This is a genomic window from Gracilibacillus timonensis, assembly GCF_900086715.1.
GTDB classification, from domain to species: Bacteria; Bacillota; Bacilli; order Bacillales; family Amphibacillaceae; genus Gracilibacillus; species Gracilibacillus timonensis.
Genome location: NZ_FLKH01000012.1, coordinates 374,696 through 387,496 on the forward strand (window position 1 = coordinate 374,696; position 12,801 = coordinate 387,496).

Genomic DNA, 12,801 nt, shown 5'->3' on the forward strand with positions numbered 1-12,801 from the left:
ATAAAGGAACGAGCGGGGTTTTCCTGGTTGTTCTTACAAGATCAAACAATGGGTATGTTTACTTTTATTCAATAAAGATATATTTGATATATTTTTATGTTCAAAAATCGGGAAATGAAAGTAAAATAGAATAAAACATTGATATAAAGGTGTAATGAAGGTATGTCTATTTGATATAATAACATATAAATAAGTTATTGACATAGAAATTAAAATATGTATAATTGATGACAACGGTTACATATGATATATAGTATATAGTTATATCATTTAAGTGGCTGTTTATTTGGCACTTAAAGAAGGGGGGAGGCAGGTTATCGTTTGGTAGGTCCAGGAATTTGATGAAACCAAGGGGGTATAACATTGCGACACTCTATACATGGAAAAATGTTGGTTGTTTTAAGCTGTTTCATTGTCATTATCTTAGTTGCTTGTTCTTCAGATGAGGAAAGTGGTGGAAGTGGGGGAGACGCTAATACCGTAGAGTTCTGGCACCCGATGACTGATACGTCTGGAGAGGCGGTAGAGAAGGTTATTGAAGAGTTTGAAAAGCAAAATTCTGATATTAAAATCGACGCAACCTATGTAGCGAACCAGGGAGAGGGGCAGAATGAAAAGCTGCTCACAGCTATTGCGGGCGGTAACCCTCCTGACGTAGCCTATTTTGATCGATTTGAAGTAGCGGCATGGGCGGCGCAGGGTTCTTTGGAGCCATTGACAGAGTTAGCCGAACAAGATGGTATAAGTCAAGACAACTATTACGATTTTGCATGGGAAGAAGCCAATTATGAGGACGATTTGTATGCGATTCCAACCACGACCGATTCACGATTGCTTTTCTATAATAAAGATCATTTTGAGGAAGTTGGATTAGATCCAGACAGCCCGCCAAGCACAATCGAGGAGTTAGAAGAGGCGGCTGAAAAATTAACGATCAAGGAAGGGAATCGTTTTGAAAGAATCGGTTTTATTCCTTGGTACGGTCAAGGTTGGTTCTACGGCTGGGGCTGGTCATTTGGCGGAGACTTCTACGATCCAGAAACTGGTGAGGTAACGGCAGATGATCCGAAGAACGTCGAAGCATTAGAATGGATGACGGAATTTGGTCAAGAGTACGGTGTGGAAGATATTGCAGGCTTTACCGATTCTCAGGGGAGCGGAGCGATGGATCCATTTGTATCAGGTCAGCTTAGCATGAAAATAGATGGGAATTTTGGTGTAGCTTCACTGGAAAAATTCGCTCCTGATTTGAATTATGGGGTAGCTCCAATTCCGACACCTACAGGTGATAACTTCACCACATGGTCTGGCGGTTGGTCTGTAGTGATGCCAAAGGGAGCGGAAAATCAGGAAGCGGCTTGGGAATTCTTAAAGTTTTTTGGTAGTGAAGAAGGACAAAGAATTTTTAGTGAAACAAGTAGAGATTTTTCTGTTATAGAATCCGTGAATGACTCCTTAGAATATACCGATGACCCAATTTTTGCTGAATTTATCAATATACTTCCAGAATCTAATTCTCGTCCTGTTATGACGGAAGGTTCGCTATATTGGAATTCGCTTGCTGATGCGGTTGAAGCAGCAACTAGAGGCAATGGTACACCGCAAGAGAATTTAGAAAAAGTAACCCAGCAAGTAACGGACGCTTTGGGAGAATAAAATCGTAAAGGAGAAGTTCATCCTTCTCCTTTACCCTTTACATGAAGGAGGTAATACCCATGAAGAATAAAGCGCAGATGGAGGCATCGCTTGGATCGATAAAGAAAAAATCAAAATGGCAAGGCTCATCATTAAATGGTTGGTTATTTGCTTCGCCTTGGGTGATTGGTTTAATCCTGTTTTATGCATTCCCGTTATTCTCTTCTATTTATTTTAGCTTCACTACATACAGCATATTGAGTCCGGGTGAGTTCGTTGGCTTAGGTAATTACAAACAATTATTTAGTGACGGATTATTCTGGCGATCGATTTATAATACCGTCTATTTTGCGGTTTTATTTGTACCTCTGAGTATTATTATCGGGGTAGCGCTGGCAATGCTGTTAAACATGCGGGTGAAAGGAATGGCAGTGTATCGTACCATTTTCTTTCTACCTACATTGGTTCCTCATGTAGCGTTAGCGGTCTTGTGGATGTGGCTGTTAAATCCAGGTTTTGGACTCGTGAATGGGGTGTTGGACGCGATTGGCATTACGGGACCGAACTGGTTAGGCAGTGTGACCTGGTCCAAACCATCGCTTATTTTAATGTCGTTATGGGCAATTGGTCAGCCGGTGATTATTTACCTCGCAGGTCTTGGCGATATTCCGCAAGAATTATATGAGGCAGCCGATGTCGATGGAGCAAGCTGGCTGCAGAAGACGTTCAAGGTAACCTTGCCGTTACTTACCCCGGTTATCTTCTTTAACTTGGTGATGGGAGCGATTGGTGCCTTCCAGCAATTCACTTTACCTTATACGATGACACAAGGACAAGGGACACCAGATAACTCCCTGACCTTCTATGTCATGTATCTGTACGACAATGCCTTTAAATATTTTAAGATGGGGTATGCGTCTGCGATGGCTTGGATTCTGTTTATTGTCATTATGCTCTTAACGGCAGCTATATTTATCTCATCCAAGCGATGGGTGCATTACCAAGGTAAATAAAAAGGGAGGTAGTAGAACATGCAACCAAAAGTCAGGCAAAACGTGTTAAGAACATCTGCTCATGTAGGTCTAGTCGTTGCTTCTGTATTTTTCTTGGTACCGTTTTTGTGGATGGTATCTACTTCTTTGAAGCCGGTAACACAAATATTCACGTATCCACCGGAGTTTATCCCGAATCCTTTTCAATGGAGTAATTATCTCGAAGCGACCGAGTATATCCCATTCTTTAGTTATTTGTCAAATACTGCGGTGATTACCGTGTTCAGTACAATTGGGGTGATCATTTCTTGTCCGTTAGTCGCTTATAGCTTTGCGAAATTAGAATGGAAAGGACGCAATACGATGTTTATCATCACGATTGCCGTCATGATGATTCCTATGCAAGTGACGATGATTCCGCTCTTTCTCTTATTTAATAAAATCGGCTGGGTAGGCACACCATTACCACTAATTGTGCCAGCATTTTTTGGGGTGCCATTCTCGATATTCCTCATGCGGCAATTTTTTATGGGGTTACCGAATACCTTGCGTGATGCGGCGAAGATTGACGGAGCAAGTGAGTTTCGAATTTATTGGCAGATTATGTTGCCACTTGCCAAGCCGGCTGTATTAGCGGTAGGGTTATTTCAATTTATGAATGTTTGGACGGATTTTATTGGTCCCTTACTATACCTGACCGATGAATCGCAGTATACACTGTCGCTGGGGCTGCAGCAATTCCAAAGTCAGAAGGGTACCGAATGGGGCTTAATGATGGCCGTCTCGACGATGATGACTTTACCTATTATTGTGTTATTTTTCTTTATGCAACGTACCTTTATCCAAGGGATTACGTTTAGTGGGATTAAATAATTAAGGAGATGATAGACAATGGATTTTCCAATTGGTATGCGCCTATCGCCGAAGCTTGCAGCAAAAGGACTGGAATATGTCGCTGATTGGGCGGCGAATCAAGGTATGGACGTGATCGATGTTCCGGAGTGGAATCAAACCACCAAAACAATATTTGATAAGTATGGACTCCAGGTAGGATCGATTGATGGTCGAGGAGCAGTTGGTAATACCAAGCTATTAAGTCTGGATGCGGAAAAAAGAAAACAAGCCGTTTCCGATATAATGGAACAGATGTCAGAGGTGGGTGCATTAGGTGGTAAGGTGCTCTTTATGTGCTTAATACCTGAAGATAATCAAACACCGAAAAAACAGAGCTTTGCCTTATGGAAAGAAACCTTTCCAGATATTATCCATCATGCAGAAAAAGAAGATGTCTATATTGCATTAGAAGGGTATCCTGGACCCGCACCGTACTATCCAACAATTGGTTGCACGCCTGAAATGCTAAGAGCGATGTTTCAAGCAATACCTTCCAAACATTTTGGATTAAATTTTGACCCTTCTCACCTTGTTCGATTAGGAATTGATTATATGCGGGTCTTGACGGAGTTCGGAGATCATATTACCTATTGCCACGGCAAGGATACCGAGTTACTGAGAGAGGAATGGTATGAATATGGTGGATTGCCTGCTGTATTTGGGCCCGCATTCGATTTTTCTGAAGGGTCATGGCGCTACACCATTCCAGGTCATGGAGAAGTGAACTGGAGTAAAGTAGCTTCCGGCCTTGAGAAAATAGGCTATAAAGGACCGATTAGTATTGAATTAGAAGATCATAGGTATTGGGGCTCGCTAGAATTAGAAAAACAAGGTATGATAAAAGCAAGGGAACATTTAGTAAACTATTTTAAATGATCCTTTGTATATGAAAATGAGGAGGCTTACATGCATGAAAAGAACAGTTAAAGTGGGGATTGTAGGTTGTGGAGGTATTGCTAATGGCAAGCATATGCCTAGTTTGAGCAAATTGAAACATGTGGAGATGGCTGCATTCTGCGATATCGAAGCAGACCGTGCAGAGAAAGCGGCTCAGGAATATGGAGTGGACGGAGCGAAGGTATACCAAAACTATCAGGATATGCTGCAAGATACGAGTATAGAAGTGATTCATGTTTGTACACCAAATCACGTTCATGCGGAGATTACCGTGGCTGCATTGGAAGCGGATAAGCATGTGATGTGTGAAAAGCCAATGGCCAAGACAACCGAAGAGGCTCAAGAAATGGTCGATGCAGCCAAAAGGACAGGTAAGAAACTGACGATTGGCTATAACAACCGTTTTCGTCAAGATAGTCAATACTTACATAAAGTATGTGAACAAGGGGATCTTGGTGAAGTTTATTTTGCAAAAGCTCATGCAATTAGAAGAAGAGCAGTACCGACTTGGGGTGTGTTTTTAGATGAAGAAAAACAAGGTGGCGGCCCATTAATTGATATTGGAACACATGCCTTAGACCTTACCCTTTGGATGATGGATAATTATAAACCGAAAGTGGTGATGGGTTCTTCTTATCATAAGCTAGGTAAGAAAAAGGATGCAGCGAATGCTTGGGGTCCCTGGGATCCAGAAGAATTTACTGTGGAAGATTCTGCTTTTGGTTTTATCACGATGGAAAATGGCGCGACGATCGTATTGGAATCTAGCTGGGCCTTAAACTCTTTAGAAGTAGATGAGGCAAAATGTTCCTTAAGTGGTACAGAAGGCGGGGCCGATATGAAGGACGGTTTGCGATTAAATGGCGAGAACTTTGGGAAATTATATGAAACCAAGGTGGAACTCAATTCTGGCGGTGTTGCTTTTTACGATGGAAAGGCGGAGACAGATGCCGATTTAGAGGCAAGACTATGGATTGATAATATCATAGAGGATACTGAACCGGTCGTAAAACCAGAAGAAGCCATTGTTGTCACGCAAATTTTGGAAGCAATCTATGAATCGGCAAAAACCGGTAAAGCGGTTTATTTATCATAATTATAGTTGCTCCTAAGCGTCTACTGGATATGATTAGTGAATTTTTAACATTAGATTAGAATTAAAGGGGTTATGACATGAGTGATAAAGCAAAAATTGGAATTATCGGGAGCGGTGGCATTGCTGCCGCTCATGCAAAGGCTTATCTTAGCTTTTCAGATGTGGAAATCGTAGCGGTTGCCGATATCATTCCTGGTAAAGCAGAAGGTTTCATTGAACAATTAGGCATAAAAGGGGCAACTAGTTGTGATAGTGTCGAAGAATTGCTTGCCCTAGACTTAGAAGCAGTTAGTGTTTGTACGCCGAATGTTGCTCATCATGCGACATCTGTGGCAGCTTTAGAGGCTGGGAAACATGTTTTAGTGGAAAAACCACTTGCAGTGACCTTGGACCAGGGTGTGGAAATGGTTAGGACAGCCAAAGCAAACGATAGAATCCTAAGTGTAGGCTTCCAACCTAGATATGATCCAAATATGAAAGCGATAAAAGACTTGATTAACTCTGGTAAGTTAGGGGATGTCTATTATATGCAAGCTGGTGGCGGACGGCGCCGCGGAATGCCTGGAGGAACATTTATTAATAAGGAGTTGGCCGGTGCAGGGGCGATGGCGGATATTGGGTGTTACTCCTTAGATCTTGTCTTAAATGCACTAAATTATCCGAAGCCGCTGACGGTTTCGGCATTTACTTCCAATCTGTTCGGTACCAACCCTACTCATCATCCAGAGGCAGATAAGTTTGAGGTAGAAGATTTTGGTGTGGCCATGGTTCGTTTAGAGGGTGGTAAAGTACTAAACTTCAAGATATCTTGGGCGATGCACATGGATTCGCTAGGTCCTACCTTATTTTTAGGTACAGAGGCAGGCTTGAAATTAACGCCAGCTGGTACCGGACCGTGGAGTGGTGTTTGGGATGGTGGAATCGGTTCGATCGCACTGTTCCATGATTTAGATCATCACCATGTCGAGACCAGTATACCGGTTCAACAGCATACGCTGGATATTTTTACCGAGAAGGTGCGAGATTTTGTAACAGCCGTAAAAGAAGGGAAACCTGCTCCTATACCTGCCGAAGAAATTTTGATCAATCAGGCGATCATTGATGGGATATTGCGTTCAGCCGAGTTAGGAAGGGAAGTAGAGATATCCATACCGGAAATCTAATCATTAACTAAAGGAGTGCTTGTATGGAACTGGATGGTCTAACAGGAAAGGTGCATAAGGTAACCGAGTGGTTAATGGCAATCGTAGTCACCAATTTATTGTGGTTCCTGTTTAATCTGCCAATCGCTTATCTAGGTTTTATGCTGCTAATCGTTGATAATATGCAAGAGATCATTGCCTTGGTGGTATATATTGGGGTATTAACGCCGATTATGTTTTTTCCAGCTACGACTGCTATGTTTGCTGTCTTGCGTTATAAAATACTGTTTCCAGATGAGGACATCGGAATTTTCAAATTATTTTGGAAACATTGGAAGCAGCATTACATTCAAAGTCTGCTTGGTGGAGCTGTTTTGACGTTTGTATGGCTTATTTTAGTCATTGATGGTTACTTTTTTGTAAACCGAGTGCATGAAAACTTTCTCTATCTTTTTATTGTCATTGGTTTTTTTATGTTGGTGATGACCTTGCATTTCTTTTCTGTGACCGTCCATGTGCATACCCAGCTCTTTCAAGGGATGAAAAACGCCTTGATTATAAGCTTGGTTAATCCATTGCTAACCCTTATTCTTGGTCTAGCTAGTCTGGTTATTGTGTACAGCAGCTTTCATGTCAGCACTTTCTTGATTCCTTTTTTCTTAGGTTCACTGATTGCGTATATCTCCTTTTTCGGCTTTCATCGTTTCTTTACCAAAATAATAGATCAACGCTCCCTATCTGCAAAAGGTTAACTGGTGTATTGCTGGTTAACCTTTTTTCGAGTGGCACTTAAATGTTCCTGTATTAATCCAACTAATGCAAGATAAAACCTTTACCAATTTGATTAAACAAGTTAATGATGATCATACACCAATTGAAATCACAAGTGCAAAAAATGGTGATGACGCTGTTCTGGTCAGTAAATGAAGAGACATCAGTGTATCTTACTATTACAGACGTCTAATGGTTTATAGTGTGGATGAAGAACAGAAGGAAATAATTATTTTGTCCGTATATTCACCATACGAAAGAGGACTATAATAAAGAAATACTGAAAAGAGCAGTTGCTATGATGAAGAAATTGTAGCAACTGCTTTTTTTATATTGGAAGCAACATTTCTACTGACAGTTTCTTTAAGCAACCTATATAAGTTGAACTTATAAATGTAACAAAAACGTGTGACAAGCAAGTCTTTGCTTGCTCATATTATTTCCTGATAATACCTTGTTTGATCCATTCGTGTGCATAGTCAGACGTACGTAGACCGAAATTTGGACCGCTTCTTTCACCTGCTGTTTGTTTTTTCTAGTGGAAAATGTCGAAATTTTTCATTAGGCTTCGATTTTTTTGATATAATAGTATATTAATGCAGTAAAAGTACATCGTGGATCTTGAGGTGATATTAATGGGAGCATTGTATGAACAAGTATATGAATCACTAAAGCAAGATATCCTTTCTTTAAAGTACAACATTGGCGAAAAGATACCATCGGAGCAAGAGATAGCAGACGCCTTTTCCGTCAGTCGAATAACGAGTAAAAGAGCACTGGAAAAGCTGGTTCAGGAAGGATTTGTTAAGCGGCAGCGGGGGAAGGGCACCTTTGTGCTGAAGACAAACGAGTCTGCTGTAAGGAGTGAAAAAGAGAATAACTCCAAGCCAGTGTTTGGTTTAATCGTACCTAATTTTGACACTAGCTTTGGAATAGGGATCATAGAAGGTATTGAAGAAGCTGCTCATGGTGAATGTTTGATTATGCTCAAACGCTCACTAGGAATACCAGAACGAGAAGAGGATGCGATCAAAGAGCTGTTGGAATACGGGGTAGATGGGCTTATCGTTTTTCCAGCTAAATCTCAGTATTACAGCTCTGAAATTTTGAAAATGATTGTGAATAAATTCCCATTCGTTTTAATCGATCGCAGCTTCCATGGAATTGCGGCACCATCTGTCACAACCGATAATTTTCATGCAGCGAAGAAAGGAATTAACTATTTATTTGATTTAGGGCATGAACAGATTGGGATATTGATTCCTGAAGATTATGAAATAACTACGATCAAGGAACGGTTAAATGGGATTGTTAGTGCCTTTGCAGAGAATAAAGTAAGTGTGAATCGGGCTTATTGGTGTGATACAATTAAGCGAATCTCAGCTACAGAGAAAAGAGATATTGCATTAATGAAGCAGTATCTAGAGGAAAACCCAGATTTGACGGCGCTGATGGCTTTGGAATATAAGATCGCAGTATTAGCCAAAATTGCCGTAGAACAGTTAGGGAAAAAGGTGCCAGAGAATATTTCGATTTTATCATTTGATAGTCCAACCGTAACGAGTAGTCAGTGGCGTTTTACCCATTTGAAACAAAATGAAAGTGAGATTGGCAGACGCGCCTTGCAAATGCTACTGTATATGCAGGAACATGGGCTTGGCTCCGACAAAGAACAAGTGAAGGCAACGTTCCAGGAGGGGAATTCTACTCGATCATTGATTGATACCTCTATTTCCGATGTAGATTTGGAAAAATAATATAAGGGCGGGAGGCTTCCCGCTTTTGTTTTATGCTGCAAATTTATTCCCCTTCATTTTGAGAATAATGGATATCATGGAACGTGTTGTTTATGACACCTTACTTAGTCATGAAACCACCAATTAACCAATAAGTAATTATCTTCCTGTAATAAGAAAAAAATAACCATTCCAATTAATGATTATAACATCTATAATAATGTTTGACTATAAAGAATAACAAAACTAACAAAAAAGGATGAAGGATATGGCTTCAAAAATCACTGTGCAAATGATTGCAGATGCAGCCGGTTATTCTAAGTATGTGGTTTCTAAAACTTTAAATAAGCAACCGGGCGTCAAAGAAAGTACTAGAAATAAGATACTATTTGTTGCGGAACAACTAGGATATTTTAATAATAATCAAGAGAAGAGGGCAGTCACAGCTAGAAACGATGGGTTTGTATTAGTGGTTATGCCAGATCAGCGCTATCAAAATGCAAAGTCTAATTACTGGGGCAAGGTATTTGATGGTATTCTCAGTACATTGGAACAATTGAATTATGGATCTGTTGTTATTTCTAGTAAAGACCATTTGGTGGATAAGATAAAGGGGGATTCATTATTTGGAATAATAACGGTTGGATACATACCTACTGATATGCTGTTGAGTTTAAGTAATCTGTATCCAGTGCCGTTTGTGATGGTGGATCATGAGGATGACATCATTCAGGCGGATCGCATTTTTGTTGATAATTTTCAAGGGATGTATAAATTGACTAAACATGTGCAGATGTTGGGCCATAAGCAAATCTGTTTTATAGGGGATAATGGTTTCGCGCCGAGCTTCTATGACAGATGGTTAGGTTTTAAAGAAGCGTTGGAGGAGCAAGGGATCTTCCATTCTAATCAACGGAATCTTTTAGAGTTGGATTACAATAGTAATGGAATTGAGCAAGAGTTCTTACATCACATCAACCGTTGGGAAGAAGAAAGAAATATACCGACAGCCCTCATGTGCGCAAATGATGAAATGGCTACTAAAATATCGAAGGTTGTAATAGATAAGGGTCTAAGTATTCCTAGTGATATCTCAGTAACAGGATTCGATAACATTGACTATAAGATGAAAAATATACCACCGCTTACCACTGTTCAAGTGCTGAAAGAAGCAATCGGTCAACGAGCAGTTAGTGAATTAATGTGGCGTTTAGAAAATCGTTTTTTTCCAAATGAACGTGTTCAGATCGCTTGTGAGCTTCTTATCAGAAAATCGACAGCAAAACCGAAAAAATAAAACGTTTACACTTCATGATTTTTGTGATAACATCTTTCTTGTAATAACAAATAAAATAACAAGAATAACAAGAAAGGGTGTTAGCATTGAGAAACAAAGTCTTTTTGCTATTAGCTGTATTTGTGCTGCTATTGGCTGTGTTAGTAGCATGTAATAGTAACGAAAGTTCTTCTGAAAGTAATGAAAGCGCTTCAGAATTAACGATGTGGGCATGGCCAGGCTTTGGTTTAGAAGAACTGGCGGCGGAATATGAAGAAGAAACAGGTATAACGATTACGATTCAAGAAGCAGAATATGGAGATGTTCATCAAAATTTAATAACAGCCCTTGCTTCTGGCTCTGGTGCCCCTGATATTTCAGCCGTGGATCAGGGATACCTTGACCAAATGAAGCAAAATCAGGATCAATTTAATAATTTATTTGATTTTGGAGGAGAAGAATTAGAAGGTGTTTATTTAGATGCAAAGTGGGCACAAGCAACTAACGTAGAAGAGGATTTTCTGTTAGGCGTGCCAACAGATGTTGGTCCGATGGTAATGGCTTATCGAGAAGATATATTTGAAGAAGCGGGTTTACCAACTGATCCAGATGAGGTGGCAGCGGCGATTGATTCTTGGGATGCATATGTAGAGGCAGGCAGACAAGTACGAGAAAATACCGACGCTTATATGATTAACCGAACAACGGATTTATATTTAGCTATTTTAGATCAAGCAGAGACGCAGTATTTTACAACAGATGAGGAGTTTATTGGGGATGAAAGCGAGCAGAGCTTGAAAGCCTGGGAGATTGCTTCAGATGCTACTGATATTTCGATGAATATAGAAAGAAGTACTCCTGAGTGGGGAACAGCGCTAGGTAATGGGGAAATTGCCACTGTATTGCTGCCACCATGGATGCTGCAAAATGTAAAAAATGCGGCACCGGATACTGCTGGACAATGGAATATTACCTTTATGCCAGAGGGATCAGGCAACTTCGGTGGTTCATTCTTAACCGTTCCAAAGCAAAGTGAGCACCCACAAGATGCTTATGATTTTGCTAAATGGATCATGGCACCGGAGCAACAATTAAGAATATTTGAGAATGGTGGTCCGTTCCCTTCTACACCAGGGGTATATGATGAGCCAGCTATTCAAAACCTGGAAGATGATTTTGTAAACAGTGATCAATTAGGTGTGTTATATGCGGAAGCGGCTGAAGAAATAGTAGCAGGGTACAAGGGTGTAATGCATGACCCAATTAGTGAGTTATTTCAAGATGCACTGATATCCATTGAAGATGGAAGTGTTTCCGAAGAAGAAGCTTGGAACCAGGCGCTCGAGGAAGCAGAACGCCAGCTAGGTCGTCAATAATTTTTTACTTAGGATAGGGGAGTTACTAGCTTCTCTATCCCTAAATGGAAGGAGGCAATGGTAATGCAAACAGAACAAAGCTTATCGAAACCGATCAAAAAGTATCATCAAAAAATGAGTGAATTAAAATCTGGATATTTGTTTATATCGCCATTTTTTGTTTTGTTTGGTATCTTTGGTGTTTTTCCACTTGTGTTTACGTTATATATATCTTTTCATAAGTGGGATATTTTAGGGACAACGGAGTTTATTGGTCTAACAAACTATATTGGTTTAATTGTAAACGACCCGTTATTTTGGAAATCGGTAGGTAATACCTTTAGTATTTGGGCATTATCCACCATTCCTCAATTAATCATGGCACTGTTCATTGCTTTTTTCTTAAATCAAACATTTTTGAAGTATAAGTCCTTTTTTCGGTTAGCGATCTTTATGCCTAACGTCACTTCTGTCGTAGCAGTAGCCTTGGTTTTCTCCGTGATTTTTGGATCGCAATATGGTTTAGTCAATTATTTATTATCCGTTTTAGGGCTTGATGCGATTAATTGGAGTGGATCATATTTTGGTACACATATTGCGATTGCAGTGATGGTGATGTGGCGCTGGATAGGTTATAATGCCATTATTTATTTAGCGGGGCTTCAAGGAATTCCTAAGGATTTATATGAAGCTGCCACTATTGATGGGGCGAGTAAACTACAACAATTACTACATATAACGGTACCGCTTTTACGCCCAATTATCATCTTTACGGTCGTACAGTCGACCATCGGTGGTATGCAGTTATTTGCAGAACCGTTATTGTTTGGAGAAGGTTCGCAATCTCAGGGGCTAACGATGACTCTCTATTTATATCAAGAAGCATTTAACCGTTTTTCATTTGGTTATGCTGCTGCTATTGCTTGGATGTTATTTTTTATCATCATTATCTTTTCTTTAGTCAATCTTTATCTAACAAGAAAAATTAGTACAACGTAAGAAGGAGG

12 protein-coding genes are annotated in these 12,801 nt (G+C 40.1%); all 12 read left to right on the top strand.

Features of this window, described 5'->3' with window-relative positions; all coding sequences use genetic code 11:
- Positions 1-363: 363 nt before the first annotated feature.
- Entirely contained in the window at positions 364-1,656 is a 1,293-nt protein-coding gene (locus BN6556_RS12810) for an ABC transporter substrate-binding protein (protein WP_066192146.1), read from the top strand.
- Between the two features lie 59 nt (positions 1,657-1,715).
- Positions 1,716-2,648: a carbohydrate ABC transporter permease gene (locus BN6556_RS12815; protein ID WP_078060094.1), complete on the top strand. Its 933-nt coding sequence runs from the start codon at positions 1,716-1,718 to the stop codon at positions 2,646-2,648.
- Between the two features lie 18 nt (positions 2,649-2,666).
- Complete coding sequence (locus BN6556_RS12820) at positions 2,667-3,500, top strand: carbohydrate ABC transporter permease (RefSeq protein WP_066192149.1); 834 nt, start codon at positions 2,667-2,669, stop codon at positions 3,498-3,500.
- Between the two features lie 18 nt (positions 3,501-3,518).
- Positions 3,519-4,397, top strand: a complete 879-nt coding sequence (locus tag BN6556_RS12825; protein ID WP_066192151.1) for a sugar phosphate isomerase/epimerase family protein — start codon at positions 3,519-3,521, stop codon at positions 4,395-4,397.
- A 34-nt stretch (positions 4,398-4,431) separates the two neighbouring features.
- A complete protein-coding gene (locus BN6556_RS12830) occupies positions 4,432-5,514 on the top strand; it encodes a Gfo/Idh/MocA family protein (protein ID WP_066192153.1) in 1,083 nt (360 codons plus the stop codon).
- A 77-nt stretch (positions 5,515-5,591) separates the two neighbouring features.
- Positions 5,592-6,677 (top strand): Gfo/Idh/MocA family protein, encoded by a 1,086-nt coding sequence (locus tag BN6556_RS12835; RefSeq protein WP_066192155.1) that lies wholly within the window; start codon positions 5,592-5,594, stop codon positions 6,675-6,677.
- 23 nt (positions 6,678-6,700) lie between these two features.
- Complete coding sequence (locus BN6556_RS12840) at positions 6,701-7,408, top strand: YesL family protein (RefSeq protein WP_066192157.1); 708 nt, start codon at positions 6,701-6,703, stop codon at positions 7,406-7,408.
- 64 nt (positions 7,409-7,472) lie between these two features.
- Positions 7,473-7,583 (top strand): type II toxin-antitoxin system prevent-host-death family antitoxin, encoded by a 111-nt coding sequence (locus BN6556_RS22845; protein WP_078060095.1) that lies wholly within the window; start codon positions 7,473-7,475, stop codon positions 7,581-7,583.
- Positions 7,584-8,062: 479 nt separating this feature from the next.
- Complete coding sequence (locus BN6556_RS12845; protein ID WP_066192159.1) at positions 8,063-9,184, top strand: GntR family transcriptional regulator; 1,122 nt, start codon at positions 8,063-8,065, stop codon at positions 9,182-9,184.
- A 247-nt stretch (positions 9,185-9,431) separates the two neighbouring features.
- Positions 9,432-10,460, top strand: coding sequence for a substrate-binding domain-containing protein (locus tag BN6556_RS12850; RefSeq protein ID WP_066192161.1), 1,029 nt, complete (start codon positions 9,432-9,434; stop codon positions 10,458-10,460).
- 86 nt (positions 10,461-10,546) lie between these two features.
- A complete protein-coding gene (locus tag BN6556_RS12855; protein WP_066192163.1) occupies positions 10,547-11,815 on the top strand; it encodes an extracellular solute-binding protein in 1,269 nt (422 codons plus the stop codon).
- A 57-nt stretch (positions 11,816-11,872) separates the two neighbouring features.
- Complete coding sequence (locus BN6556_RS12860) at positions 11,873-12,793, top strand: carbohydrate ABC transporter permease (protein ID WP_235817528.1); 921 nt, start codon at positions 11,873-11,875, stop codon at positions 12,791-12,793.
- Positions 12,794-12,801 lie beyond the last annotated feature (8 nt).

Coding starts and splice junctions, on each gene's coding strand:
- BN6556_RS12845 (WP_066192159.1), top strand. CDS start 8,063: ATGGGAGCATTGTATGAACAAGTATATGAATCACTAAAGCAAGATATC.
- BN6556_RS12830 (WP_066192153.1), top strand. CDS start 4,432: ATGAAAAGAACAGTTAAAGTGGGGATTGTAGGTTGTGGAGGTATTGCT.
- BN6556_RS12825 (WP_066192151.1), top strand. CDS start 3,519: ATGGATTTTCCAATTGGTATGCGCCTATCGCCGAAGCTTGCAGCAAAA.
- BN6556_RS12860 (WP_235817528.1), top strand. CDS start 11,873: ATGGTAATGCAAACAGAACAAAGCTTATCGAAACCGATCAAAAAGTAT.
- BN6556_RS12840 (WP_066192157.1), top strand. CDS start 6,701: ATGGAACTGGATGGTCTAACAGGAAAGGTGCATAAGGTAACCGAGTGG.
- BN6556_RS12835 (WP_066192155.1), top strand. CDS start 5,592: ATGAGTGATAAAGCAAAAATTGGAATTATCGGGAGCGGTGGCATTGCT.
- BN6556_RS12820 (WP_066192149.1), top strand. CDS start 2,667: ATGCAACCAAAAGTCAGGCAAAACGTGTTAAGAACATCTGCTCATGTA.
- BN6556_RS12815 (WP_078060094.1), top strand. CDS start 1,716: ATGAAGAATAAAGCGCAGATGGAGGCATCGCTTGGATCGATAAAGAAA.
- BN6556_RS12850 (WP_066192161.1), top strand. CDS start 9,432: ATGGCTTCAAAAATCACTGTGCAAATGATTGCAGATGCAGCCGGTTAT.
- BN6556_RS22845 (WP_078060095.1), top strand. CDS start 7,473: ATGCAAGATAAAACCTTTACCAATTTGATTAAACAAGTTAATGATGAT.